The sequence below is a fragment of the Janthinobacterium paucivorans genome (assembly GCF_051380805.1).
In the GTDB taxonomy this organism is placed as follows: Bacteria; Pseudomonadota; Gammaproteobacteria; order Burkholderiales; family Burkholderiaceae_D; genus Janthinobacterium; species Janthinobacterium lividum_D.
Genome location: NZ_JBNYXR010000015.1, coordinates 41,103 through 67,112, shown reverse-complemented (window position 1 = coordinate 67,112; position 26,010 = coordinate 41,103). Strand labels below are relative to the sequence as shown.

Genomic DNA, 26,010 nt, shown 5'->3' with positions numbered 1-26,010 from the left:
AATAAGATGAACACCACCCAACGCATCGTCCTCGCTTCCCTGCTGGGCCTATCCGTGGCCGCCACCGCGGCCACCGTGCTGAAAGTCGATCCCGCCAAGACCAGCGTGTCGGCCGCGTTCAAGCAAATGAACGTCCCCGTGGAAGCGAAGTTCAAGAAATTCAATATCGCCATCGATTACAACCCGGCCACGCCGGATGCCTCGAAAGCGTCAGTAGAAATCGACACGGCCAGCATCGATATCGGCGACCCGGAGTACAACAAGGAAGTGGCCAAGAAAGAATGGTTCAACTCGGCCCAGTTCCCGAAAGCCACGTTTGTCTCGAGCAGCATCAAGGCCGCCGGCGCCGGCAAGCTGACCGTGAGCGGCAAACTGAGCATCAAGGGCAAGACCAGCGACGTGAGCTTCCCCATGACGGTGAAAGCCGATGGCGGCAAATACGCATTTGACGGCGCCCTGCCGATCAAGCGCCTGACCTACAACATCGGCGAAGGCGAGTGGAAAGACACCAGCATGGTTGCCGATGAAGTCACCATCAAATTCCACGTCGCCGCCCAGTAACACCTGAGAAAACGTCCATGGCTGCGTTGCTCTTGCCCGGTTTTCCACCTTGTGCTTTTCGTACTGCACCAGGCAAGGCGCCTTGTCCTGAACGTTTTTCAGTCGTTACCAAAAACAACCCCACCACCTGTTCAACTATAGGATCTGCATGAAATTTTCGCACTTGATGATCGCCGTGCTGGCCGCTGCCAGCGCTGGTTCGGCCATGGCCGCCGCCGACACCTACAACCTCGACCCGACGCATACCTTCCCCAGCTTTGAAGCCGATCACATGGGCCTGTCCGTCTGGCGTGGCAAGTTCAACAAAACCAAGGGCAGCGTGACACTGGACCGTGCCGCCAAGACAGGCAGCCTGGACCTGGTCATCGATGCCGATTCGATCGATTTCGGCTTCGACGCCATGAACACGCACGCAAAAAAAGCGGACATGTTCAACGTGGAAAAATTCCCGGCAATCACTTACAAGAGCACGTCGCTCAAGTTCAACGGCGATCAGCTGGTGGAAGTGAACGGCGAACTGACCCTGCTGGGCGTGACCAAGCCCGTCACATTGAACGTGAGTAAATTCAAGTGCATCATGCACCCGCGCTACAAGCGCGAAGTGTGCGGCGCTGACGCCAGTGCGCAATTCAAGCGCAGCGACTTTGGCCTGAACTACGGCATGCCGGCGTTCTCGCCGGAAGTCAAGCTGGCCATCCAGGTCGAAGCGATCAAGGCCGATTAAGGCCGATTAAGCACGGCCTTGCAGCATGACAAGCCCGCCTCGCTGCACGCAGCCAGGCGGGCTTTTGCATGCGCGACGCAAGGGCGCTGGACTTTTTATGCTGCGGCTTATGCTGCGGCATCAATATCACCTGGCGCCAAGGCAAGTACGCACAAATACCACGGCGCTGGCACGGGGAAAATGACACTGGCAAGCGGCTCCTGCCACTGCACCACTGGAAGTTGTGTCCATTAAAACAAATAAATGCAACCATGCCGCCCGGAAAATGTGATTGACTAGTGCGAGTTCGATACGGATACTATGCCTCGCCCGCTGAGAAAAACACTGGGTACACGTTGGTTCCGCCTTCCCACCATGTAAAAAGACTAGAACTCGAATGAAAAAATCTTTAATCGCGCTCGCCATCCTGAGCAACTTCGCACACGCCGACGAAGGCATGTGGATGCCCCAACAGCTGCCACAAGTAGCCAAGGAACTGAAAGCGGCCGGACTGAAACTCGATCCGACCACCCTGACCAAACTGACCGAGTTCCCGATGGGTGCCATCGTCAGCCTGGGCGGCTGCTCGGCCTCGTTCGTCTCGCCGCAAGGCCTGGTTGCCACCAACCACCATTGCGTCTACAACAGCGTGGCGGTCAATTCGACCAAAGAGCGCGATTTGCTGGCTAACGGCTTCCTGGCCAAGACGTTCGCGGAAGAATTGCCGGCCGCTCCTGGTAGCCGCATCTTCGTCACCTCGGCCGTGACCAATGTCAGCGACAAGATCATCAGCGCCGACGTAGCCAAGCTGCAAGGCAAGGCACGCATCGACGCGATCGAGAAAAACCAGAAAAAACTGGTTGCAGAGTGCGAAAAAGAAGCCGGTTTCCGCTGCACCGTGTCGGCCTACTACGGCGGCCTGGAGTTCTACCTGATCAAGCAACTGGAAATCCGCGACGTGCGCCTGGTGCACGCGCCTCCAGCGGGCGTGGGCAAGTTTGGCGGCGACGTCGACAACTGGATGTGGCCACGTCACACCGGCGACTACGGTTTCTACCGCGCCTACGTCAGCCGCGACGGCAAAGCTGCCGACTTCAGCAAGGACAACGTGCCTTACCAGCCTAAACACGTGCTGAAACTGGCCAAGGATGGCTTAAAAGAAGGCGATTTCGTGATGGTCCTCGGCTACCCTGGCCGCACCAACCGTCACCGCCTGCCATCGGAAGTGGCTTACACGTTTGACTGGAACTATCCAGCCTTCGTAAAAGCGTCGGGCGAAACCCTGGCCATCATCGCGCGCGAAACCAAGGACAACAAGGATGTGGCCCTGAAATACGCGGGTCAGGTCGCTGGCGTCAATAATTACTACAAGAACCGCCAAGGCATGCTCGATTCCTACGCTGGCAGCGACTTCCTGGCGCGCAAGACGACGCAACACAATGACATGAAAGCATGGGTCAACGCCAATCCTGCACGCAAGGCTGAATTTGCCGGCGATATCGAGCAAGTGGAAAAGCTGATCGCCGAGCGCGATGCCGACACCAAGCGCGACTTCTTCCTCAGCTACGCACAGCCGCGCCTGCTGAGCACAGCACGCAGCTTGTACCGCCTGTCCAACGAGAGCACCAAGGCCGACACGGAACGCAAGTCCGGCTACCAGACGCGCGATTTGCCGCGCCTGGCCTCGGGCATCACGTCGGTCGAGCGCACCTACGATGAAGCAGTCGACAAGGCATTGGTATTGAACAGCCTGAGCAAGTACGCCGCGCAACCGGCAGCACAACGCCGCGCCAGCTTCGACGCCGCCATCGGCATCAAGGATGGCATGTCGGCCGCCGAACTGTCCACCGCGCTGGACAAACTGTATGCCGGCAGCAAACTGGGCGACAAGGAAGAACGCGCAGCATGGCTGAAACGCACGCCAGCCGAATTCCAGGCCAGCAAGGATAGCTTCATCCAGGCAGCCGTTGCCATGTATCCCGATTCGCTGAAAAACGAAGCGGAAGACGAAGAACTGGCCGGCAAGATCCAGCAAGCCTACGCCAACTACATGAAAGCAAAAATTGCCTTCATGAAGAGCAAGGGACTGGCCGTCTATCCTGACGCCAACAGCACCTTGCGCGTGACGTTCGGCAAAGTTGCCGGCCGTGACCACGGCGCCGACGGCACCACCTGGAGCGCGTTTACCACCGTCAAGGGCATCACTGCCAAAGCCACGGGCGAAGGTGAATTCAATGCACCGGCGAATCAACTGGCCGCAATCAAAGCCAAGGACTTCGGCAAATTTGTTGATCCGAAACTGAAAACCGTGCCGGTCGACTACCTGGCGACTCTGGACATCACCGGTGGCAACTCCGGTTCGGCTGCCCTGAATGCAAAAGGCGAATTCATCGGTCTGGCCTTCGATGGCACCTTGGACTCGATCATTTCCGATTGGGACTACAACAAGGCCAACACCCGTTCGATCCAGGTCGACCTGCGCTACATGCTGTGGAACATGAAACACATCGACCGCGCAGACAACCTGCTCAAAGAAATGGGCGCTGAGTAACAAGAAACGATCAGCCGCTCACGCGCGCTTGTCAGCTGAGCCACTCCTGCGGGAGTGGCTTTTTTTCGTCTAGCGTTTGATCTTTGAAAACCGGTAAGGTACGCCTTGCTGCGCGCCAAACACCTGCGCTCGAGGGTTTCCCAAGGGCAGCATCACGCGCCGTCCATCCTGCAGCAGCAGGGCCAGGTCGGCGCCGGGAAAACGCTGCGCCAACAGCCGATAGGCTGGCCGTGCTATGGCAGCGGCGGGAATCACGATGCGGTAATCGGCATCGCCAAAGTCCAGTAGCAGCGCGGGAACCTCGTCCGGCCCGGGCAAGGCCGTGATGCGCAGGTGCGTGCGTCCCTTGACCAGCTCGATGGCTGACCAGGCGGGCAAGGCGCGCTCGGTGGCGCCGATCTGCAACTGCGGCGCCTGCCTGCCATCCGCCGAACGCAGCAGGACATCGGGCCGCGCCGCCGGCGCTGCTATATCGACGGCCAGCAACCAGCCCCGGTAGCGTATCAGCGCGCCTTGCGCGCTGGCAGTGACGGAGCCGCCAGGTGCCACGGGGTCCTTGCTCGCCTGCAAACGCAGCGGCGCCGCCTGCGCTGCCAGGCAAGCCCACCACACCAGCGCCGCCAGCACCATCTTGTCCATGCCGCCTCCATCCTTGCGTCTGAAACGTATTCATAACACAGGGGCTGCAGCTGTCTGCTGTTGCGCATCAAGGCATCGGCGCCGGTGCTACAATTGCCCCCTTGCGGGCGTACTTACCCGGCGCGCCTTCCCCCTCCCAGACTCAGACCGCTATGCCACCAGACTTGCGCACGACCTACGAACTCGGTAACCACAACCAGACCACGACCTGGCTGGAATGCATCACTTTCTACAAAGATCTCGCCGCACGCTACCCGCAGGTGCTGCATTTCGAACAAATCGGCCTGTCCGATTCGGGCGTGCCCATCCATGCTGGCGTCGTCAGCGCCGATGGCGTATTTGACCGCGAGCAAATCAAGCGCGCAGGGCGTAGTGTTTTCTTCAACAATAACGGCATCCACCCGGGCGAACCGGAAGGCATCGACGCTTGCATGGCCATCGTGCGCGACCTCTGCACGCAGCCGGAACGCCTGGCGGCCCTGGGTAGCACCGTGCTGCTGTTCATTCCAATCTACAACGTCGATGGCAGCCTGAATCGCGCCAATACCTCGCGCGTGAACCAGGATGGCCCGGAGCAATTCGGTTTCCGCGGCAACAGCCGCCACCTGGACCTGAACCGCGACTTCATCAAGTGCGACAGCCTGAACGCGCAAGTATTCAACCGTCTGCTGAGCAGCTGGGACCCGGACGTCATGGTCGACACGCATACCTCGAACGGCGCCGACTATCCGTACACGATGACCCTGATCCACACGCAGACGGATAAACTGGGCAATGGCCTGGGTCCGTTCCTGCAACAGACCATGCTGCCGCACATCTTTGCCGCAATGGAAAACGCCGGCTGGCCCACCTGCCCGTACGTCAATCCCGTCAAGGACAGCCCCGACCACGGCATCGCCGAATTCCTCGAAGTACCGCGTTTCTCGACCGGTTTTGCGGCCCTGCACCATGTCATCGGTTTCATGCCGGAAACGCATATGTTGAAACCATTTGCCGACCGCTACGCTTCCATGCGCGCCCTGCTCGACATCACCCTGGCGTTCACCATCGAGCATGGTGAACAGATCAAGCAACTGCGTGCGCAAGCCAAGGCGGCTAGCCGCACGCAAGCACAATGGCCGATCCACTGGGTCATGAACGAAGAGCAGCCGTCGACTTTCCCCTTCAAGGGCTATGCGGCGCAATACACGCCTAGTATCTTGGGCAACTACCAGCGCCTGTCGTATGACCGCTCGCAACCGTGGGAGCGCGATATCGCTTACTACAACCGCTTCGATGCGGACGTCACCGTGGCCGCGCCGAAAGCCTATGTAGTGCCGCAAGCCTGGCGCGAAGTCATCGAGCGGCTGCGCTGGAACGGCGTTGAAATGTCGCGCATCAGCGAAGAACAAACCTTAACGGCGCGCTACTACCATATCGCCAACGTCGGCACGCGCACCACCCCCTACGAAGGCCATATGTTCCACGAGACGGTGGAACTGGAGGCACGCATGGGCGAATTCACGGTGCAGGCGGGCGATTATGTGATCAGCCTGGAGCAGGACAAGGCGCGCTATGCGGTGGAAACGCTGGAGCCGCAGGCGCACGACAGCTTCTTCCGCTGGGGCTTTTTCAACAGCGTGCTGGAGAAGAAAGAAGCGTTTTCCGATTACGTCTTCGAAGACATGGCATCCGAGTTGCTGCGCGATGAGCCAGCGCTGGCGGCCAAGTTTGCCGACTGGAAAGCAGCGAACCCGGCCTTGCTGAGCAATCAAGGAGCCGTCCTCGACTTCATTTTTGAGCACTGCCAGCGCTTCGCCGAGCCTGAATGGCGGCGCTACCCCGTCATTGCCCTGATGTAAATCGAAGCGGTAGCAACTGCAACATCCTGGCGCCGCAGCGGAGACCCCGGTGCGGCGCCTCTTTCTGTGCCCTGCCCACAAGGTAATCCCATGCACTACGCACTGAACCTGCGCACCTTCATTTACAGCCATTATTTTTACCTGGGCTTGCGCGTGGCCATCGGCCTGGTCGGCCTGGCCTTGCTGGTCCAGGAAATCAGCGACAGCGCCACCGCCATGACGGTATGCATCGGCGCCCTGTGCACGACCCTGATGGACATGCCCAGCCCGCTGCGCCACAAATTGAACGAAATGCTGGCCTCCGTGCTGTTGTGTAGCGCCGTCACTCTATTGATCAGCCTATGCGGGCCGGTGCAGTGGCTCTTGATGGCGGTGCTCGTGCTGGTCAGTTTCCTCGCCAGCATGATGGTGGTGTATGGCAAGAAATCCATGCCCTTGCAACTGGCCGCCCTGTTCATCATGACCATGTCGATGGAGCATCAGATGACGTGGCAGCAATCGTTTCACCATGCAGGCCTGTTCATGCTCGGTGGCCTCATCTATCTGGCCTACGCCATGGCCATCGCCTGGGTCTTGCGCCACCGCATCAAACAGCAAGTGCTGGCCGAAGCCCTGTTCGAACTGGCCACCTACATCGACATCAAGGCCGACTTCTACGACACGCGTTTCAATTTGACGGCGCAGTTCAACAAGCTGGTGCGCCACCAAAGCATATTGGCCGACCGCCAGCAAGCATCGCGCGACCTGATTCTGCGCAGCCACAAAAACAGCAAGGATGCCATCGTGGTGCAAGTGCATGTATGCATGCTCGATTTATACGAGCTGATCCTCTCCACGCACACCGATTACGCGCTGCTGCGCCAGCACCTGGCCGATTCCGACGTGCTCAAATCCTTGCACGACCTCGCTTACAAGGCGGCGCGCGATATCGAATCGGTCGCCTACGCCGTCACGCGCAAGCGCGCCTCGTATGCGCAGATCAGCTATGACAAGCAATGGTGTGATATCGAAGCGAAGATAGCCAGCCTGCATGCGCAAGGAGACAAGGCGCAGGAAGCGCTGGCCACCCTGCGCGCGCAGCGCAACAAGATCCGCGCCATTCTGAAGATGATCGTCGAACTGCACCTGGCCACGCAAAAAGTCTACGCCGACGTGCCGTTCTGGAACGGTGCGGACATGGCGCCATTCTTGTCGCAGCAGAAATACGAACTGAAGACCTTGCTGGCTAACCTGCGCCTCGATTCGCCCATATTCCGCTTCGCCCTGCGCGTCTCGATGGCCATCTCGGTGGGCTTGGCGATAGGCCACTGGCTGCCGTATGCGGCGCACAGTTACTGGATCGTGCTCACCATCGTCATCATCTTGCGCCCCACGTTCAGCATGACGCGCCAGCGCCGCGCCGACCGCATCATCGGTACCATCATCGGCTGTGTCATCACGGCCATCGTGATCCGCTTCGTCCACAGCAATATCGTGCTGATGGCCATTCTATTTTTATCCATCGTCGCTACGCCCACCTTTATTTACTTGCGCTACCGCTACACGGCCATCGCCGTGAGCCTGATGATCTTGCTGCAGATGCACCTGGTAGCGCCCAGCAACCCGAACCTGGTCAGCGAGCGCCTGATCGATACCCTGATCGGCGCTGCGGTGGCGACTATCTTCAGCTTCGTGCTGGCCAATTGGGAATACCAGAGCCTGCCACGGCTGGTGCGCCAGGTACTCAATGTGAACCTGAACTATATGCGGGCCAGCTTCGCGCTGTTGCAGGGGGAGTGTTGCGATGACTTCGCTTATCGCATCGAGCGCAAGCGTTTGATGGACAGCCTGGCCGCGCTCAGTTCGGCGCTGGTGCGCATGCTCGATGAACCGGCCAGCAAGCAACGGGCGGTGGAAGACATCAATCTATTCATCGTGCAAAATTACTTATTGGTGGCACACGTGGCGGCGCTGCGCTCGATCCTGGGGCGCCACGCCAGCTTGTTGCCTGTCGTCCGCGTCAATGCCTTGCTCAGCCACAGCCACGCGCAAGTGTGTCTGACCCTCTCGCGCGCGCTGGAGCAGCTCGATAACAAGGCCGCCATCAGCGCCCCGCTGGCCGCGCCTGCCACACCACAGGTCAGCGAAGTGGCCTGGTCGGGCTGGCCACTGGTGCAGCGCCGCATCCGCTTGTTGCAGGCCGATGCCGACAAGATCGTGGTACATAGCGCGGCGATCGTACACATCGTCTCACCGCGCGGCTGAAAAAAAGTCCATGGCGTTGTTGCCGCGCCTCGTCGTACATTCGTACTGCCTTCGGCACGACGCCTAGCCCTGAACATTTTTTCAGCCGCTTTATGCAGGCTGGCCTGCCTGCGGCAGGCTACCAATCACTACTTCAGATACTGCTCAAACCAGCCGACGGTGCGCTGCTGCAAGTCGCGCTGGTGTTCGATCTTGCGTAAGGAGTGACCTTCGCCTTCATAGATGACCAGGCTCGATGGCACGCCCATGGCACGCAAGCCGTGCCAGAATTCCAGCGACTGGGCAGCTGGCGTTTCCACGTCGCGCTCGCCCACATAAATCAGGGTCGGCGTCTTGGCCGCCTTGATCGATTCGATGGGTGAAGCCTTGCGATAGACAGCTGGATTGTCATACGCGGAAGCGCCAAAGAATGGCATCATCCACTGATTGATGCCATTCTGGCCGTAATAACTGATCCAGTTCGACACGCCCGCCCCCGCCACGGCGGCCTTGAAGCGGTCGCTGTGCGTGACGCCCCACATGGTCATGAAGCCGCCATATGAATGGCCGATCAAGCCCAGGCGCTGGCCGTCGACGGGGGCCACTTTTTGCACCGCATCGATGCCGGCCAGGATGTCGCGCCAGTCGCCGCCGCCAAAGTCGGCCATGTTGGCACGCGTGAATGCCTGGCCCTGGCCAAAGCTGCCGCGCGGATTGGGCAGGAAGACGAAATAGCCTTTTTGCGTCAATTCGTGGATCAGGGTGCTCGCGGCCACATAGCGGGGCGAGGCGGCCGCGCCCGGGCCGCCATGCACGTTGACGATCAACGGGTAGCGCTTGCCGGACGCCAGTGACGACGGTCCCAACAGCCAGCCCTGCACCTTATATTGCTCGTTATTCCAGCCCACATTCTGCACCGTCAGTTGCGGTGCGAAGCCGTCATTGTCGCGCGTGATTTTTTTCAGCTGGGCCACCGGACCGGCCACCAGGTAGCTGGCATGCGTAAAGTCTTCCTGTGCAGCAGCGGCTCGCAGCCCATCGGCGCTGAACGACAAACGGCCGTCGCTGCCGCTGCTGCTGATCTCACCGAGCAGCACCGGCTGGGCCGGACCGGTCTGCGCATCGACAGGCACCAGCGCAAGTTGCGCATCGATCAGCGCAGTGGCCAGCAAGCCGCTACCGCGCCAGACGACGCCATTGAAGGTACCGCGATAGTCTTGCGTGAGATTGCGCGGCGTGCCGCCCGCCAGCGATACGGTATAGATATCGCCGCCGATAGAGCCGAAATCACTCATCAGGCCGCCGATGAAAACCACCGTCTTGCCATCTGGCGAGACAGAAGGCAGATTCAGCTGCATGGCTGGCGCGGCGATCACGCGCAGCTCGCCGGTGAGCGCATCAATATGGCTGAGCTTGGCAACCCACCAGTTGCTGTCGCCATTGCCCTGCGCGCTGGTGGCGACAAAGCCGCGGCCATCCGGCGTCCAGCTGTATTCATACACATAGGTGTCGTTGGGTGACAGCAAACGCGGTGCGCCGCCACTGGCAGGCACGACGGCAATGCGCTGGGCATCGTCTTCACTGCCCACCTCACCCACCTGGCGCACACCCGCTTCCACGGCACCGGCCAGCTTGCGCGCACCCAGCGTCGCGAGCAGGGCCAGCTGCTTGCCATCGGGCGACCAGCGTGCCGCACTGGCCACGCCCCTAATACTGGTCAACACACGCACTTGCGCCTGTGTCAACGTGGCCAGGTACAGCTGCGCCACGCCCGCCTTGGCGTCGTAGCCGACAAAGGCCAGCTGCCTGCCGTCGGGCGACCAGCTGGGTTTATCGTAGGAGCACACGGCGCAAGGATCGAATTGCTGCACGATGGCACCGGTGGCGGCATCGCGCACGACGATGGCTGCATGCGGACGCTGCGGCTGCTCATCGGCCTTGCTTGATTCAATGGCGGCAATGCGCTGGCCATCAGCCGACAGGGCGACGGCGCGATAATCGCGCAGCTCCTTGCTGCTGGCAGGAGCTGCCTGCAGCGCACTGCCCAGAAGGCTGCTTACCAGCAAGCCACAGGCGGCAAGATCAGTTATTTTCATCATGTAAATTCCCGTTAAGAATAAAAAAACCGCCGACAAGCGCGGCGGTTTTGGAGCGAGCAGACTGTGTTAGCGAGCCTTCTTGCCCAGGTGCGAATGGCGCATGCTGTACAAGAAGTAAATGGCCACGGTCACCGTCATCCACACACTGAACACGACAAACGTCGTATGTGGCAAATCACGCATGATGTACAGGCAAGCCAATATGCTCAGGCCGGGAATCACATACGGCCCGAACGGCACGCTGAAGCCTTCGATGCGGTTCGCGCCCTGCTTGTAGCGCAGTACGGGCACGGCCAGCGAGACCACCATGAAGGCGGTCAGGGTACCGATGCTGACCATGTCCCACAGGTAAGTTGCATCGACGGCGCCGGCTATCGCGGCCACCACCATGCAGACGATGATGGTATTGCTGACCGGTACCAAAGTACGCGGGTGTATCTTCTGGAACGACTTCGGGATCAGGCCATCGCGGCTGACGGCGAACAGGATGCGCGTCTGGCCATAAATCGTTACCAGGGTCACGCTGAAGACGGAAATGACGGCGCCAGCCGACAGCACCAGCGCCGGCCAGGACTTGCCTGTCACATTTTGCAGGATGACCGACAGTCCCGCTTCCTGGCCTTCGAACAGCTTGGCTTGTTGCGCTCCCAGGGCAGCGACGGCCACCAGCAGGTAAAACACGGTAACGATGATCAAGGCACCGAGGATGCCTCGCGGCACATTGCGCGTGGGATTTTTCACTTCGTCACCCGCCGTCGCCACCGTATCGAGGCCGATGAAGGAGAAGAAAACGGTGCCGGCGGCGGCCGTCACACCGGTCATGCCGGCAAAGCCCTTGCTGTTGTCGGAATTGAAGAAGGGGACGAAATTGTCGGCATTAAAACCGGAAAACGCGATGATGATGAAAAACACCAGAATGGCCAGCTTGATAATGACCATGATGGCGTTCATCAGGGCCGATTCCTTGGCACCACGCAGCAGCAAAAGGCCGCACATGCAGATCAGGAAGATAGGCGGCAAGTTGATGTGGCCGGCATGAAACTCCATGCCATGCGGACCGGAAACGATCATCGGCGTGCGCAGCATGGCGGGAATATGCCAGCCGAAGGCATTTTCCAGGAAGTTATTCAGGTAGGACGACCAGCCGATGGCCACGGCACTGCCCGCCAAACCGTATTCCAGCAGCAAACAGGCGGCCATGATGAAGGCAAGGAACTCGCCCACGGTGGCGTAGGCAAACGAATACGAGGAGCCGGAGGCGGGTATGCGGAACGACAATTCCGCGTAGCACAGGGCCGTCAAGCCGGCAGTGATGGCGGCGATCAGGAAAGATAGCACGACCGCTGGGCCGGCCTTGGGAACGGCTTCGACCATGGTAAAGAAAATGCCTGTGCCGATGGTGGCACCGACGCCGATCATGGTAAGGGAAAACAAGCCGATGGAGCGGCTCAAGCCACTACTGCTGAGGCCTTCACCATATTCGATCGTGGCATCGATCGGCTTGGTGCGGCAAAGTTTCTGGACCAGGGTTTGAATCACTAGACTTCCTTTGTGAGGCATGCGCAATGTCATGAGGACTGAAAAAGAGAGCAAACGAGGCGCCAGGCACCTTGCATCGCATCGACTTCTGTTGGCTATAAATTCGCAATAATTTTCTGGTGATTACTCGCCTGCGAAAAAACCGAAAAGAGCTGGTCCATTTTAAATGCCTAAATGATTATAGAGCTTTCATCGGCTCTGCTAAACAGAGCTTTGATGCAAAGAAACAACGCTGAGCATGCACCGGCAAACCTGCCAGCGTGCTGGCGATAAAGGAAAGTGCTTTCAAGAAATAAAAAGCGCGCCGCTGGGATCAGAGGCGCGCTTTGAGCTCGGCACAACTACGCTGCTTTACCGCTTGACATGTGGCGCATCAGCCGGCGGCCAGCCTGCCTCGTAGCCTTGCGGCACGTCATCGCGCCGCTCTTTCGGCGCCAGGCCCAGCACGTAGTACAGCAGCGTCAGCAAGATCAGCCAGGCCGGTCCCACCATCAAGGCGATGCGCGTATCGGGGAAATACGCCATCAGACCAATCACCAGCACCAGGAAGGCCAGCGAAATCCAGGAACCGTATGGCGCGAACGGCATGCGGAAGGCCAGATTCTTGATTTCCAGCGGGCTCAAGGTCTTGCGGAACTGAAGCTGCGTGACCAGGATCACGCCCCAGGTCCAGACGGCACCGAAGGTAGAGATCGAGGTAACCCAGATAAACACTTTTTCCGGCACCAGGTAGTTCAGCAACACACCCAGCAGCAGCGCGAAAACGGACACCAGGATGGCGCGGCGCGGCACGCCGCTGGCCGTGGTTTGCGCAAACGCCTTCGGTGCCTGGCCTTGCAGCGCCAGGTTGTACAGCATGCGGCCCGTGCTGAAGATACCGCCATTGCACGACGACAAGGCTGCCGTCAGCACGACGAAGTTGATGATGCCGGCTGCCGTCTTGATGCCCAGGCGTTCAAATGTCATCACGAAGGGGCTGCCGGTGGTGCCGATTTCATTCCATGGGTAGATCGACAGAATGACGAACAGTGCGCCGACATAGAAAATCAGGATGCGCCAGAACACTGAATTGATGGCGTCAGGAATCGATTTCTTCGGGTTCGCCGCTTCGCCGGCCGTCAGGCCGATCATTTCCACGCCCAGATAGGCAAACATCACCATCTGCAAGGACATCAGCACGCCCTGCGCGCCATTCGGAAAGAAACCGCCATGCGTCCACAAATTCGAAATACCGATGGCCACACCGCCGTTGCCGAGACCAAAGATAATCATGCCCGTGCCGCCGACGATCATCAGAATGATGGTAACGACCTTGATCAGGGCGAACCAGAATTCAAACTCGCCGTAGGCTTTTACAGCCAGCAAGTTGATGGCACCCATGGAGCCCAAAGCCGCCAGCGCCCAGATCCAGCGCGGCACGTCGGGGAACCAGATGCCCATATAGATGGCGACGGCGGTAATTTCCGCCACGCACGTGACGAGCCACAGGAACCAGTAGTTCCAGCCCGTCAGATAGCCTTGCAGGGGGCCCAGATAATCCTGGGCATAGCGGCTGAAAGAGCCGGCCACCGGATTGTGCACGGCCATTTCGCCCAGCGCGCGCATGATCATGAAAATGACCGCGCCGCCGATAATGTACGACAACATGATGCCGGGACCGGCCATCTTGATAGCGTTGCCGGAACCCAAAAACAGGCCCACGCCTATCGCGGCGCCCAGCGCCATCAGGCGTATCTGCCGCTCGCCCAGGCCGCGGTGCAAGCCTTGTTCACTCGTTTTCATTACGTGTCTCCGTTTTTTCTTGAATACACCGATCCCTCCACCCCAATGGCGGTTGCGCTCTTGCTGGAAAGGAGGAAAGGATGCGCCGGCGGCAAGCGCCGGCATGCTCATGTGCTTAGACCACTGCGTCAGGCCAGTTCGGCGATCAGCTCGATCTCGACGCAAGCGCCCAGCGGGATTTGCGCCACGCCGAAGGCGGAGCGGGCATGCTTGCCGCTGTCGCCGAAGACTTCGACAAACAGTTCCGAGGCGCCATTGGTCACCAGGTGCTGTTCCGTAAATGTGGCGGTAGAGTTGACCAGGCTCATGACCTTGACGATGCGCTTGACCTTATTCAAGTCGCCGCCGCACGCGTCTTGCAGCGTGGCAATCAGCTCGATGGCGATACCGCGCGCAGCGATCTTGCCTTCTTCCGTGCTCACGTCCTTGCCCAGTTGACCGACCCAGATCTTGCCATCCTTCTTGGCCAGGTGGCCAGACAGGAAGACGGTGTTGCCCGTGCGGGCATGCATCACGTAAGCGGCAGCTGGTGCGGCAACGACCGGCAATTCAATGTCGAGGGCCTTGAGTTTTTCGTAAAACGACATGCTATTTCTCCAAGAAAACAATATAAGCAAAACCGAAATTCATCAGCAGAAACAGGATGATGGCGCGATGATGGCGTCCTGGCAGCGCGGTAGTGAGCTACAACAACGCCAGATTAAACATCATCATATTGGTGAACCAGCAGTTTTAGTTCACAAATAGGCCCGGTTATTCAGTGGATTATACCGATAATCAAACAAAATTCAGCATCAGTTCGTGTAGCGTGTGCGGCCGGCATCGCGCATGACTATTTTCACTTGATTATCTTTTCTGCAGAGTCAAGCCCTCTGGGTCCAGCTTCAGGCCATCCAGAAATGCGCGGTCGTGCGACACCACAAGTAATGCACCCTGATATTGCAGCAGCATCTGTTCGAGCGCCTGCAGGCTGGCCAGGTCCAAGTGATTGTCTGGCTCGTCGAGCAGCAACAGTTGCGGCGGCACCTGCGCATACAATTCGGCTGCCAAGGCGACCTTCATACGCTCGCCCCCGCTGAGCAAACGACTGGGCATGGTGGCGCGCGCGCCGACAATACCGAGCAGCGCCAGCCGCGTGCGCAAAGCCCCTTCCGCCAGGCTGCTATTGCGTGCCTGCAAGCGCTGTACGGCACTCCACTCGCCATCGCGCAGTCCCGCATGCTGGTCCAGCCAAGCCACCCGTGCATGGCAACGCAACTGGCCTTGCGCCGCTGCCAGCTGCCCGGCGATCACGCGCAGCAAGGTCGACTTGCCGCTGCCATTGTCACCGGTCACGGCCAGGCGGCGCGGCCCGCTGAGTAACAACTGAATAGGGAGTGCCTGACCATGTGGCAAGACCACGTCGTGCAATTCCAGCAGCAACTTGCCATTCGGCACCAGGCTCTCGGGCGCCAGCAGCAACCGTTCGGCATCGGGCGCGCAGCGGGCGCTGGCATCCATCACCCTTTGCTGGCGCGCCTGCTGCGCCTCTTGCGCGCGCAGGTGCAGCTTGCCCTGGTATGCCTGGCTTTTTTCCTTTTTTGCGTCAAGCAGGAGCTTGCTTTGATTGCCTTCGCGGCCCTCGCGCTCACCACGTCCAACGCGGCGCTGCTGGCGCTCGGCTTGCTGTTGCGCCGCGTGCTGTTGGCGTCTGGCGCCAGCTTTTTCCGCCTGCAGGGCAGCGGCGTAGCCGGCCTGCTCCAGCGCGCGCTGCTGCGCATACAAGGAATAATTACCGCCATAGCTGCGCAAGCCCTGCGGCGACAACTCGACGATTTCATCGACGTGCTCCAGCAGAGCGCGGTCATGACTAATCAGCAGCAAGCCGCCCGGCCAACGCGCCATCTGCACCACCAGGCGGGCGCGCTGGCGCGCATCGAGATGGTTGCTCGGTTCATCGAGCACCAGCCAATCCGCCTGCGACAGCCAGGCCCCCTGCAAGGCGATGCGCTGGCGCTCGCCACCGCTCAGGCTACTCGTCGGCGTGTCGGCATCGACATGGCGTAAATCGAGCGCATCGAGCGCCTGGCGCAGGCGGGCGTGGGCATCCCAGCGCTCGCCCACCAAAGCGTAATCTGCCGCATCGACGCTGCCGGCGGCGATGCGCGCCAGTGCAGCCAGCAAGACATCCATGCCGGCGAGCGCCGCCACGCTGGGATAGTGTTGCGGATCGAGTTCCTGCGCCACGTAATGCACGCTGCCGTCGCAGCGCACGGCGCCAGAAGACGGCTGCGCCTGGCCCGCCAGCAGGCGCGCCAGCACGCTCTTGCCCACGCCGTTATCGCCGACGAGGCCGATACTTTGACCAGCAAAGACAAATTGCACATCGGAAAGCAGGGCGCGGCCATCGGGCAGCAGCAAGGAAAGACGGTCGAGTTGTAGTAATGCGGGCATGGATACTCCTGATGCAAGGCTGGCGAACCCGCGCGGCGCAAGGCGCTGTGGCGGGATGGGCGAGGCCGTGCGCAGCACGGCAGTATCAATGGCGCATGTCGAAGCGTCCTGGAAGATGGGGAAGAGACGTCAGTGTAGCAGACGAGGTTCGTTAGCGCTGGCCCAGGGTTGTGTCGCCGAACAGGTTCTTGTACTCGCGCGGCTGCGAACGCCAGTACTGGGGTGGCGCCTGCACCTGCGCGCCCAACTGGGCCGCCGCATGCCAGGGCCAGCGCGGGTCGAACAGGATGGCGCGCGCCAGCGCCACCATGTCGGACTGGCCATTGGCAATGATGTCTTCCGCCTGCTGCGCCTCCGTGATCAAGCCCACGCTGATGGTGGGCAAGCCGCTGTCACGCTTGATGCGCTCGGCAAACGCCACCTGGTAACCGGGGCCCACGGGGATTTGCTGCTGCGGCGACATACCGCCGCTCGAGACGTGGATAAAGTCGGCGCCCAGTTGCTTGAGTTCCTGCGCGAAGCGCACGCTTTGTTCGATTTCCCAGCCGCCCTCGACCCAGTCGGTGGCAGAAATGCGCACGCCCACGGCGACGCTGGCGGGCACGGCGGCGCGCACGGCTTCATAGACTTCCAGCGGAAAACGCATGCGGTTGTCCAGGCTGCCGCCATACGCATCGGTGCGCTGGTTGGACAGGGGCGACAGGAACTGGTGCAGCAGATAGCCATGCGCGGCGTGCAGTTCGATACCCTCGATGCCGAGCGCATGCACGCGCTGCGCTGCGGCCACAAAAGCGCCCTTGATTTGCAGCAAACCCATCTCGTCGAGGGCAATCGGCACCGTTTCGCCGGGCGCATGGGCGATAGCCGATGGCGCCACCGTTTGCCAGCCACCATCGGCCAGATGCACGCAGGCGCCGCCCTGCCAAGGCGCGCGGCTCGACGCCTTGCGTCCTGCATGACCGAGCTGCACCACCAAGGGGATAGTGGCGTGGCGGCGGATCGCCTGCACCACCTTGTCGAGCGCCGCCTGGTTGGCATCCGACCACAGGCCCAGGTCTGCGGCCGAGATGCGCCCCTCGGGCGAGACGGCCGTCGCTTCCGTCATCAGCAGCCCCGCGCCAGACAGGGCCAGGTGCCCCAGATGTATCATGTGCCAGTCGGTGGCGTTGCCGTTGTCGGCCGAGTACTGGCACATGGGTGCGATGGCGATACGGTTGGCCAGGTGCAACGGCCCCAGTGCGTAAGGCGTGAATAGCTGGCTCATGACGGACTCCGGAAAAGGATAAGCACCGATTCTACTGCGCTTTGGAAAATGCGGCTTACACCTGCTTACGTTTGATACAGCGCAAGGTCTAGCCTTGTGCAGGCGCGGCAGTTAAGGTGGATGCATCAGGTAAAGATATCAGCTGGAAACATCAGTTGGAAACATCCGCTGGACCCATCAACAACACCGCAACACCTCGCCACCAGGAGTACACATGAACACCACCACTACCGCCAGCCGCATCCACCCCTTGATGGCCGGCGCTGCCATTTCCGTGACGGTACTGTGCCTGGTGGGCGCGGCATCCATCGCCGGCATCCTGCCCAATTCACGCGCGAATGCGCCTGCTGTAGCAGCCGAGGTGGCCGCCATGACGCCAGCGAGCGCGGCTTCCCTGGCCGCTCCTGTCGCCTCTCCCATGGCAGCACCGGTCGCCGCGCCTGTCGTCGCGCAAGCTGCCCCCGCTGCGACGCCGGCACCCGTCGTGCACAAGCGCATCGTGCACCACACGCAAGTGGCGCAAGCGCGCCCTGCCTACAATGACGATGGCTACCGCGAGGCAGCGTATCGCGAACCCGTGCGACAGCCGCAGCCAGTGCCTGCGCCGGCCCCGGCACAACCCAACTACATGGGCATAGGCACCGGTGCCGTCATCGGCGGCTTGATCGGCAATCAGGTCGGTGGTGGCCGCGGCAAGGCACTGGCGACGGTGGCCGGCGTCATCGGCGGCGGCATGCTGGGCAATGCGGTGCAAGACCAGGTGCAGCAGCCGCAGCGATAATCGATATCCGTCGTATGGCCCCCGATAGTCGAGCTTACCCACGGCCATGCCATGGTTTCTTCAAATGGCGTGGCACATGGAAACGTGGAAATAAAAGTTCGGCATAGCTGAGCTGAGCTGAGCTGAGCTGAGCTGAGCTGATAATTTTCGCCAGAGCTGATGGCTAGCACGCGCACATTGGAGTTCAGCGAGTGCTCGCCGCCATAGAGCACCACGTCTTGGCCCAGTACAGCTTGTACGCATCCTTGCCATAGCGGGACTTTTCCGCGCAGTCCATCAAGTAAAATTTATTTCCATACGGCTTTTTCCCAAAAAAAACGCCAGGCGGGTTGCCCCGGCTGGCGCCTGACGCTGTGCGTGGCTGACGTATCAGGACACGCGCACCACCATCAAACCGGCGCGCAAGCCCACCCGCACATCCGGGTTCGGGAACACCACCAGCTCTTGCGCATGCTGCACCGTATAGACGTGCTCGCCATCGCTGGCGATCACGGCGTGCTGCGGCAAGGAAGTGAAATTTTGCGTGCTGCGATCAAAAGCCATGCGGAACTCATCACTGTGCTTGATAATTTCCTGTGCCACCTTGAACACGTGCGCTTGCGCCTTGATGGGCTGTGCCGGCAGACCGCGCAGCAAGCCGTCCAGCGCCCGCGACGCCTGGTCGAACTGGCTCAAATCGTTCTGCCCCAAAGTGCCCACACGGCCCAGCTCCACCGTGCTGGCAGCCGCACCGAAATGCTCGGCCGAATAATAACTATACGTGCCGGCCGATTGCGGGTTCATGATGATGGCGCCGATGGCCGCCTGCCCCAGCCAGTCGACCAGTTTCGCCTTGGCGTCGTCGGGCGCCAGGTCGGGCACGATGGCAAACGTGGGGTACACGGAAGGCCGGATGGCCGTGTGCAAATCCAGATGCCAGCGTACGGGACCGGCTGCGCTAAAAAACGCTGCCGTGGCGGCGATCATTTCATCGGCGCGCGCGCTTTCCGCAGCTTGCGCCAAGCTCCCCCGCACGGGGCGAAACATGCGATTCAGGTCGGCGTCGATGAAACGCTTGCCAGCCCGGATCGCATCGACATTGCCCACGCAAACGAGCAAGTCAACGGCCAACTGGGACGCATCGCGCGACAGCGCGTCGAGCAAATGCGCCAGCACTTCGATCGGCCCCGTTTCATCGCCATGCACACCGACGGAAATGGCCACACTGGCGCGGCCCGCGCCAGGCTTGAGCACTTGCAGCATGCCCGGCGCCGGCAAGGCCACCGTGAAGCCGGCATGGGCGAACAGCTGCGCCACAGCGCTGAAATCGGCTGACGCCAGCGCCTGCACCGCAGGCGGCAAGCCGCCTGCACCCGACACTGCCTGTATGACTGCTTGCGTCATTAGAGCGCCGCTTTCGCCGTGATTTTATTTACGGCCTCGGAGAGCGTCCAAACGTCCAGCATGGCTTGCTCCAGTTCCGTCGCCGCCACATAGGCCGAAAGGCCCAACGCGCCCGACACCGCATCGACCGCCTGGCCGGCATTGCCTTGCTCGGCACGCGCCAGCACCTGCGTCAGCAAACGCTGTTGCGTGCGGCGCAGGGCTTGCTGCGCGTAGTTGCGCAACTGTTCCTGCGACTTGCCTTGCGCGGCCAGCTTCAGGCCACGCTCCAGCGTATCGATGCCTGCCTGGCTGCGCAAGGCCAGGCCCACTTGCAGGAACGCTGCCAGGTCCATCGAGGCAGGACGCGGCACCGACAAAGCCGGGAACAGGAAGCCGGCGACGACTTCCAGCGCTTCGACCGCATCCCAGGCCTGCACGAAGGCCGGTTTCAGGCCAGGCACCAGCGCGGCCTCGGATTTGATGCCAACGCCTTGCAGCAGTTCGCGCTTCGATTCCGCACCAAACAAACACGTGAGTTCGACCAGGCCGGCGCCACGCAATTGCTCGGCCGGCACGGACAGCACGCCAGCGATCATGGTTTGCTGCAGCACGCGTGTTTGCGCATCGACCTTGATCGAAACCTCACGCGGGACCGTCAGCGCATCGGCATCGAGCGCATCAAACACGGGCGCCAGGTTCAGCGCCACCCAGGCCTGAGCCCAGGCCAGGATCACGCTCGACTCGTCCACGCCGTGCTCCGCCGCCAGGTTGCGTATCATCAGCGGGCCGCAGCGGTTGATCACTTCATTGGCCAGCACGGTGGCCAGGATGGCGTTGGCCAGCGGATGATCAAGCGCCGAACGCGTTTCCACCAGCAAGGATGGGAAGTAAGGTTTCAGGACTGGCTCGGCCCATGTTTCGTCCGTCAACGGCAGGCTTGAGAGGATGCGCTTGAAGCGGTTCTTGACGTTGGCGATCACCACCGCAAGTTCCGGCGTGGTCAGGCCGCGACCGTCGGCCTTGCGACGTGCCAGTTCGGCTACCGACGGCAATTGTTCAAGTTCGCGCGACAGGGCGCCCTCTTCTTCCAGACTGGCGATCAGGGCGGCATAGCCATCCTGCACGCCGCTCTCGCCTTGCGCCTGCAACTCGCGCACCAGCAAATGCGTCTGCTGCGTGTTGTCGCGCAAGACCAGACGCTCGACGTCGTCCGTCATCGCATACAGCTCGCGATTACGTTCTTCTTCTGTCAGCTTGCCGGCATTGACTTCCACGTCCAGCCAGATTTTCACGTTCACTTCATGGTCAGAGCAATCCACACCGGCCGAATTGTCGATCGCATCGGTAAAGATACGTCCACCAGCGAGCGCGAACTCGATGCGGCCAGCCTGCGTCGCACCCAGGTTGCCGCCTTCGGCGACGACCTTCACGCGCAACTCATTGCCGTTGACGCGGATAAGGTCGTTCGCACGGTCCTTCACCTGGGCATGCGTCTCGCTGGAAGCCTTGATGTAGGTACCGATGCCGCCGTTGTAGAACAGGTCCACCGGCGATTTCAGGATGCGATGCATCAATTCTTCCGGCGCCAACGCGGTTTCCGCGATATCGAGCACAGCACGGATCTGCGGCGACAGTTCGATCATGCGTGCGGAGCGCGGATACACGCCACCGCCATTCGATATCAAGTCTTTGTTGTAGTCGTCCCACGAGGAGCGCGGCAAGGCGAACAGGCGAGCGCGTTCGTCGAACGAGACGCCGACGTCCGGTGTCGGATCGAGGAAGATGTGGCGGTGGTCGAACGCGGCCACGAGTTTCAGCTGACGCGACAGCAGCACGCCATTGCCGAACACGTCGCCCGACATGTCACCCACGCCGACCATGGTGATCGGGGTGGTATTCAGATCGTGGTCCATTTCATAGAAGTGGCGCTTCACGGCTTCGAATGCACCCTTGGCGGTGATGCCCAGCTTCTTGTGATCGTAGCCATTCGAGCCGCCCGAGGCGAACGCGTCGCCCAGCCAGAAACCGCGCTGCACGGCGATGCCGTTGGCGATGTCGGAGAAGGTAGCCGTGCCCTTGTCGGCAGCCACTACCAGGTATGGATCGGCATCGTCAAAACACACGGTGTCGACTGGCGGCACGATATTGCCCAACGAACGGTTGTCCGTCACTTCCAGCAGGCTGGAAATGAACAGGCGGTACACGGCTTCGCCCTCGGCCGCGATGGTTTCACGCACCGCATCCTTGGGCATCATCTTGCAGACAAAACCGCCCTTTGCACCGGCCGGCACGATGACGGCATTCTTCACCATCTGGGCTTTGACCAGGCCCAGGACTTCGGTGCGGTAGTCTTCCATGCGGTCGGACCAGCGCAAGCCGCCACGGGCAACCGGGCCGCCGCGCAGGTGCACGCCTTCAAAACGGCGCGAGAAGACGAAAATCTCGCGATACGGACGCGGTTCCGGTACCAGCGCCAGGCTGCTGGTATCGAACTTGAAGATGATCTTGTCGCCAGCTTGATTGTTCTGGAAATAGCTGGTGCGCAGCGTGGCGGCCATCAGGTTGGCCAGCGCGCCGAGGATTTCCTCGGTGTCTGCGTGATTCACCGATGGCAAGCCAGCCTTGATGGTGGCAATCGCCTCCAGGGCGGCGGCGTGCTGCGCATCAGACAGCGACGGATCGAAGCGCTGCAGGAAGGCATCGACCAGTGCCTTCACATGGGCCGGCTGCTTGCGCAGGCTTTCGGCAATATAGCGCACCGAGAAGCGGCTGCCCGTCTGGCGCCAGTAGCTGGTATAGGCGCGCACCAACTGCACTTCGCGCGTCGACAGGCCACCTTCGATGACCAGGCCATTGAGGCGACCATCTTCCGCTTCATCGTTGAACAGTGCAGCAAACAATTCCTGCGCCACGGCGACAACGGATGGCTGCGCCAATTTCGCTGCGCTGTCGGCGTCGACCGTCAGGCTGGTAACGAAATAGCGCGTGCCATCGAGCGGCGAAATCGAAAAGGCCTGCTCGCGGTCGATCGCCACGCCGGCGTTATGCAATGCCGGCAGGATGGCCGACAGCGGCGGCACCTTGTTGGCCGAATACAGGCGGATGGTGGTAACGGCGCCCGTCTCGATGCGCACGGCCACGTGCGATGGATCGGTGTTGCGCAAGATGGTGTCGAGGTCACGGAAGGCGACGGCCGGCGCGGTAGCGGCGACATATTCGAGCGGCAGGGTAGCGCAGAGTTTGCGCAGGCTGGTGCGCAAGGTCACGTCGGGCACGGCATCGGCCACGGCGGCAAAGCCGTTATGCCAGCCATCGAGCACGCTAAGGAGCGGCTGTTCGATGTCCGTTTCCAGGTCCAGCGGGTAACGTGCAGCGTGGGCGATCAGGTAAACGCGCGCCAGCGGACCGTCAGCGACCAGGGTTTGCGTGCTCACATGCGTGGCGCCGGAACTCGCTTGCAGGGCTTTTGCCAGGCTCGATGCCACGCTGGCGCTGTAGCGCTCGCGCGGCAGGTACACCAGCACGTTCAGGTGGCGTGCATACACGTCGCGGCGCGCGAAGACTTTGGTGCGCGGCTGCTTGTACAGCGAAACGACGGCACCGCATACTTGCGCCAGCCAGTCGAGCTCTGCTTCCAGTGCTTCGGTGCGCGGCAAGGACTCAAGGATTTCGCGGAATTTTTCGGCGCGGAAGCCTTGCTGGCGCACGCCGGCCAGACTCAGTACCTTGGCCACGCGGCCGCGCGCAAACGGCAGTGCCGCCAGCGGGGTGGAATTACCGGCGCGGGTAAACAGGCCGACGAAGCAATGTTCGCCCAGGATGGCGCCTTGCGCATCCATGTCGCGCACGCCGATGAAGTCCAGCTGCTGGTCGCGGTGCAGGGTGCCCGCCACGTCGGCCTTGACGATGGAGAGCGCCGATTCGCGCTTGGCCAGGGTGTCGAAGTCGCCCGGAATATTCGCCAGGCAGGTGCCGTAGACGGGGTGCGCCGTATCTTGCAGTACGCCGACACGGCTAGGAATGTCGCGTTCGAGTTCACGCACGCCCGGCTTGACGCGGTAATAGGCGTAGCCGAACACTTCAAAACCACCGCTGCGGGCCCACTCCAGGAAGGCGGCGACTTCCGCGCCTTCTTCGCCATGCTTGGCAGCGGCAGTGGCACCGGTAGCCAGACGCTCGCTCATGGCGGCGGCGTCGCGACGCACAACAAAGGCGTCATGCGCGACCATTTCCAATGCGCCGACCAGTGCGGCCAGGGCTTCCGGCACCAGTTCTTCGTCGAGCAGCACCAGCACATACGATTCGAGCGGGTCGCCCGGCTGGCGCACCGCTGCCACGCTGCCGTCAGCGGCGCGGCGCACCGGCAGCACGGTATTCATCACGCCGCGCACAGCCAGGTGCTGGCGGCGCATGGCCATGACGATGGAGTCGACCAGGTAAGGCATGTCTTCGTTCAGGATCAGCAAGGCGCTCGCCATGCCGCCACGGCCATCCGCATAACGCAGGGTAGCGATTTGGCAGCCGCTGCCGCTGCGCTTCGCCGCTTGCGTAAAACCATCGACCAGCACTGGTGCCAGGCTGTCGGGCGCGATATCAGCCAGGTCTTCGGCGTCGAGCGAGTCCAGCCATGCCTGTACCAGTTGTACGACAGGTGCTGCCGCCTCTTTCGCACTGCCAGCGGCGTTAATCAGCTGCAGCGTTTGTGTGCGCAAATCTTGTGGCGTGTGATTCATCTTGCATCTCCATTACGGTAATGTGAATGTCCAACGCTGTCGTTCGGGCTCGTGGCTGCGCGGCAGCGGTGTCAAGGGACGGGGCGCGCCCGTCCAATTCTGTGTTGCGGATAGTTTGTCTCGAATTTTTTCTGTGTTTTTCTATCGCCTACAAGTCGTACAACCCAGGTAAGTTGAGGATGATCGTCAATTCTTCAAGCGCCGCATGCACTTCCAGCGCCAGCTGCGGGTCAGCCAAGTCGCTCGGCTCCAGATGGTCGCGGTAGTGCTTCTCCACCCATTGCACCAGCCGATGGTACAGCGCTTCCGTCATGATCACTCCCTGATGCATGGCGCGCGCTTCGATCTCCGTCAGGGCGACACGCAAACGCAGACAGGCTGGCCCGCCACCGTTGCGCATGCTCTGGCGCAGATCGAAATGAATCAGCTCATCGACCGGGCCACCGCTGACCACCAGGTCTTCCAGGTAGCGCGACACAGCGCGGTTTTCCTGGCATTCCTGCGGAATCACCAACGCCATCTTGCCATCCTCTTTCGTCAGCAACTGGCTGTTGAACAGATAGCTGCTGACGGCGTCCGCAATCGGTACCTGTCCCGTGCCCACGCGCAGCGCCTGCAAATCGGCGCCCGTGGCGGCGACGGCACGGCGCAACTGCGACAGGCTCTCGTCTTCATCGACAAACGCCTGCTCGTGATAGAACAGCACATTACCATTGCCGACGGCGATGACGTCGTTATGGAACACACCCTGGTCGATCACGTCTGGATTTTGCTGCACGTAGACGGTGCTCTTGGCATCGAGGCCATGCAGGCGCGCCACGGCTTGTGACGCTTCCAGGGTTTGGCGCGCCGGATAGCGTTTCGGCGACGGTGCGGAAGAGTCGAACTCCACCCGACCATACACGAACAACTCAACCGACGGCGCGCCGTGGCTGGCGCCCAATCGCGTGTGGTTGGCCGCGCCCTCATCGCCAAAGGCGGGCGTCGATGGCAGCGCTTCATGCACGGCGAAGTGCTTGTCGTCGCTGAAAATGGCGCGCAGGCTGCGTGCGGACTGCGCATGCTCAAAGGCGCGATGCAGCTTGTTATTCAAATTGGCGGCCGTGAAATGCACGCGGCCGTCCTGGGTGTCCGCCGACGGGCTGACCGTGGCGGCATTTGCCGTCCACATGGGTGAGGCGGAATACGCGCAAGCCAGGATGACGGGCGACTCCTTGTAAGCGCGCGCCAGCACTTCAGCGTCCGTGCCAGTGAAACCGATGGAGCGCAGCAGGCGGAAATTGGGCCGATCCTGTGGCGGCAACAAGGCTTGCGCAAAGCCGCGCGCGGCCAGCGCCCGCATCTTGGCCAGGCCTTGCAAGGCCGCCTGCTTCGGATTCGAAGCGCTTTTCACATTGCTGAACGAGGCTACGTTGCCAAACGAGAGTCCGGCATAGTTATGCGATGGGCCAACCAGGCCGTCAAAATTGTATTCACGCGTGCTGTGCATGGCTAAT

17 protein-coding genes are annotated in these 26,010 nt (G+C 61.1%); 7 read left to right on the top strand and 10 right to left on the bottom strand.

The window, feature by feature from the left end; translation table 11 throughout:
• Nucleotides 1-6 precede the first annotated feature (6 nt).
• The 3 genes from ACQ4V8_RS17300 to ACQ4V8_RS17290 all read left to right on the top strand — a co-directional run bounded on the left by ACQ4V8_RS17300 (nt 7) and on the right by ACQ4V8_RS17290 (nt 3,815).
• A complete protein-coding gene (locus tag ACQ4V8_RS17300; protein WP_010401843.1) occupies nt 7-561 on the top strand; it encodes a YceI family protein in 555 nt (184 codons plus the stop codon).
• A 148-nt stretch (nt 562-709) separates the two neighbouring features.
• Entirely contained in the window at nt 710-1,285 is a 576-nt protein-coding gene (locus tag ACQ4V8_RS17295) for a YceI family protein (protein WP_436571910.1), read from the top strand.
• A gap of 376 nt (nt 1,286-1,661) precedes the next feature.
• Complete coding sequence (locus ACQ4V8_RS17290) at nt 1,662-3,815, top strand: S46 family peptidase (RefSeq protein ID WP_010401848.1); 2,154 nt, start codon at nt 1,662-1,664, stop codon at nt 3,813-3,815.
• Between the two features lie 69 nt (nt 3,816-3,884).
• Here ACQ4V8_RS17290 and ACQ4V8_RS17285 read toward each other — a convergent pair whose 3' ends face one another.
• Nucleotides 3,885-4,454 carry a hypothetical protein gene (locus ACQ4V8_RS17285; RefSeq protein ID WP_436571909.1) on the bottom strand — a complete coding sequence of 190 codons (570 nt, stop codon included), beginning with the start codon at nt 4,452-4,454 and terminating at the stop codon, nt 3,885-3,887.
• 152 nt (nt 4,455-4,606) lie between these two features.
• Here ACQ4V8_RS17285 and ACQ4V8_RS17280 point away from each other — a divergent pair, with 152 nt between their 5' ends.
• Both ACQ4V8_RS17280 and ACQ4V8_RS17275 read left to right on the top strand, forming a co-directional pair.
• A complete protein-coding gene (locus tag ACQ4V8_RS17280; protein WP_196855676.1) occupies nt 4,607-6,295 on the top strand; it encodes a M14 family zinc carboxypeptidase in 1,689 nt (562 codons plus the stop codon).
• Between the two features lie 90 nt (nt 6,296-6,385).
• On the top strand, nt 6,386-8,539 hold the full coding sequence (locus tag ACQ4V8_RS17275) for an FUSC family protein (RefSeq protein WP_436571908.1): 2,154 nt from the start codon (nt 6,386-6,388) through the stop codon (nt 8,537-8,539).
• A gap of 128 nt (nt 8,540-8,667) precedes the next feature.
• On the opposite strand, the gene ACQ4V8_RS17270 is transcribed toward ACQ4V8_RS17275, so the two are convergent.
• From ACQ4V8_RS17270 to ACQ4V8_RS17255, 4 genes are all read right to left on the bottom strand, one after another.
• The gene (locus ACQ4V8_RS17270) at nt 8,668-10,617 is read right to left on the bottom strand and encodes a S9 family peptidase (RefSeq protein ID WP_436571907.1); all 1,950 of its coding nucleotides are present in this window, start codon (nt 10,615-10,617) and stop codon (nt 8,668-8,670) included.
• A 66-nt stretch (nt 10,618-10,683) separates the two neighbouring features.
• The gene (locus ACQ4V8_RS17265; RefSeq protein WP_010401852.1) at nt 10,684-12,156 is read right to left on the bottom strand and encodes an amino acid permease; all 1,473 of its coding nucleotides are present in this window, start codon (nt 12,154-12,156) and stop codon (nt 10,684-10,686) included.
• Between the two features lie 351 nt (nt 12,157-12,507).
• Nucleotides 12,508-13,938: an amino acid permease gene (locus ACQ4V8_RS17260; protein ID WP_010401853.1), complete on the bottom strand. Its 1,431-nt coding sequence runs from the start codon at nt 13,936-13,938 to the stop codon at nt 12,508-12,510.
• A 128-nt stretch (nt 13,939-14,066) separates the two neighbouring features.
• A complete protein-coding gene (locus ACQ4V8_RS17255; protein WP_010401855.1) occupies nt 14,067-14,525 on the bottom strand; it encodes a RidA family protein in 459 nt (152 codons plus the stop codon).
• Here ACQ4V8_RS17255 and ACQ4V8_RS17250 point away from each other — a divergent pair.
• Nucleotides 14,524-14,685, top strand: a complete 162-nt coding sequence (locus tag ACQ4V8_RS17250) for a hypothetical protein (RefSeq protein ID WP_157998777.1) — start codon at nt 14,524-14,526, stop codon at nt 14,683-14,685. The genes ACQ4V8_RS17255 and ACQ4V8_RS17250 overlap by 2 nt on opposite strands.
• Nucleotides 14,686-14,784: 99 nt before the next feature.
• On the opposite strand, the gene ACQ4V8_RS17245 is transcribed toward ACQ4V8_RS17250, so the two are convergent.
• Nucleotides 14,785-16,371, bottom strand: coding sequence for an ATP-binding cassette domain-containing protein (locus tag ACQ4V8_RS17245; protein WP_436571906.1), 1,587 nt, complete (start codon nt 16,369-16,371; stop codon nt 14,785-14,787).
• A gap of 151 nt (nt 16,372-16,522) precedes the next feature.
• Nucleotides 16,523-17,635 (bottom strand): NADH:flavin oxidoreductase/NADH oxidase, encoded by a 1,113-nt coding sequence (locus ACQ4V8_RS17240; protein ID WP_010401860.1) that lies wholly within the window; start codon nt 17,633-17,635, stop codon nt 16,523-16,525.
• A 214-nt stretch (nt 17,636-17,849) separates the two neighbouring features.
• Here ACQ4V8_RS17240 and ACQ4V8_RS17235 point away from each other — a divergent pair, with 214 nt between their 5' ends.
• Nucleotides 17,850-18,416 carry a glycine zipper 2TM domain-containing protein gene (locus tag ACQ4V8_RS17235; RefSeq protein ID WP_010401861.1) on the top strand — a complete coding sequence of 189 codons (567 nt, stop codon included), beginning with the start codon at nt 17,850-17,852 and terminating at the stop codon, nt 18,414-18,416.
• Between the two features lie 369 nt (nt 18,417-18,785).
• Here the strand turns inward: ACQ4V8_RS17235 and ACQ4V8_RS17230 are convergent, their stop codons facing one another.
• The 3 genes from ACQ4V8_RS17230 to astB form a co-directional block, all read right to left on the bottom strand.
• Nucleotides 18,786-19,799: a succinylglutamate desuccinylase gene (locus ACQ4V8_RS17230; RefSeq protein ID WP_010401866.1), complete on the bottom strand. Its 1,014-nt coding sequence runs from the start codon at nt 19,797-19,799 to the stop codon at nt 18,786-18,788.
• On the bottom strand, nt 19,799-24,514 hold the full coding sequence (locus ACQ4V8_RS17225; RefSeq protein WP_436571905.1) for an NAD-glutamate dehydrogenase domain-containing protein: 4,716 nt from the start codon (nt 24,512-24,514) through the stop codon (nt 19,799-19,801). Before ACQ4V8_RS17225 ends, ACQ4V8_RS17230 begins: the two co-directional genes overlap by 1 nt.
• 148 nt (nt 24,515-24,662) lie before the next feature.
• The gene (gene astB / locus ACQ4V8_RS17220; RefSeq protein WP_436571904.1) at nt 24,663-26,003 is read right to left on the bottom strand and encodes an N-succinylarginine dihydrolase; all 1,341 of its coding nucleotides are present in this window, start codon (nt 26,001-26,003) and stop codon (nt 24,663-24,665) included.
• Between the last annotated feature and the right edge of the window lie 7 nt (nt 26,004-26,010).

What these genes read in the sequence shown, in the direction of transcription:
- ACQ4V8_RS17300 (WP_010401843.1), top strand. Translation starts at nt 7, where the DNA reads ATGAACACCACCCAACGCATCGTCCTCGCTTCCCTGCTGGGCCTATCC.
- ACQ4V8_RS17295 (WP_436571910.1), top strand. Translation starts at nt 710, where the DNA reads ATGAAATTTTCGCACTTGATGATCGCCGTGCTGGCCGCTGCCAGCGCT.
- ACQ4V8_RS17290 (WP_010401848.1), top strand. Translation starts at nt 1,662, where the DNA reads ATGAAAAAATCTTTAATCGCGCTCGCCATCCTGAGCAACTTCGCACAC.
- ACQ4V8_RS17285 (WP_436571909.1), bottom strand. Translation starts at nt 4,454, where the DNA reads ATGGACAAGATGGTGCTGGCGGCGCTGGTGTGGTGGGCTTGCCTGGCA.
- ACQ4V8_RS17280 (WP_196855676.1), top strand. Translation starts at nt 4,607, where the DNA reads ATGCCACCAGACTTGCGCACGACCTACGAACTCGGTAACCACAACCAG.
- ACQ4V8_RS17275 (WP_436571908.1), top strand. Translation starts at nt 6,386, where the DNA reads ATGCACTACGCACTGAACCTGCGCACCTTCATTTACAGCCATTATTTT.
- ACQ4V8_RS17270 (WP_436571907.1), bottom strand. Translation starts at nt 10,617, where the DNA reads ATGATGAAAATAACTGATCTTGCCGCCTGTGGCTTGCTGGTAAGCAGC.
- ACQ4V8_RS17260 (WP_010401853.1), bottom strand. Translation starts at nt 13,938, where the DNA reads ATGAAAACGAGTGAACAAGGCTTGCACCGCGGCCTGGGCGAGCGGCAG.
- ACQ4V8_RS17250 (WP_157998777.1), top strand. Translation starts at nt 14,524, where the DNA reads ATGCTATTTCTCCAAGAAAACAATATAAGCAAAACCGAAATTCATCAG.
- ACQ4V8_RS17255 (WP_010401855.1), bottom strand. Translation starts at nt 14,525, where the DNA reads ATGTCGTTTTACGAAAAACTCAAGGCCCTCGACATTGAATTGCCGGTC.
- ACQ4V8_RS17245 (WP_436571906.1), bottom strand. Translation starts at nt 16,371, where the DNA reads ATGCCCGCATTACTACAACTCGACCGTCTTTCCTTGCTGCTGCCCGAT.
- ACQ4V8_RS17240 (WP_010401860.1), bottom strand. Translation starts at nt 17,635, where the DNA reads ATGAGCCAGCTATTCACGCCTTACGCACTGGGGCCGTTGCACCTGGCC.
- ACQ4V8_RS17235 (WP_010401861.1), top strand. Translation starts at nt 17,850, where the DNA reads ATGAACACCACCACTACCGCCAGCCGCATCCACCCCTTGATGGCCGGC.
- ACQ4V8_RS17230 (WP_010401866.1), bottom strand. Translation starts at nt 19,799, where the DNA reads ATGACGCAAGCAGTCATACAGGCAGTGTCGGGTGCAGGCGGCTTGCCG.
- ACQ4V8_RS17225 (WP_436571905.1), bottom strand. Translation starts at nt 24,514, where the DNA reads ATGAATCACACGCCACAAGATTTGCGCACACAAACGCTGCAGCTGATT.
- astB (WP_436571904.1), bottom strand. Translation starts at nt 26,003, where the DNA reads ATGCACAGCACGCGTGAATACAATTTTGACGGCCTGGTTGGCCCATCG.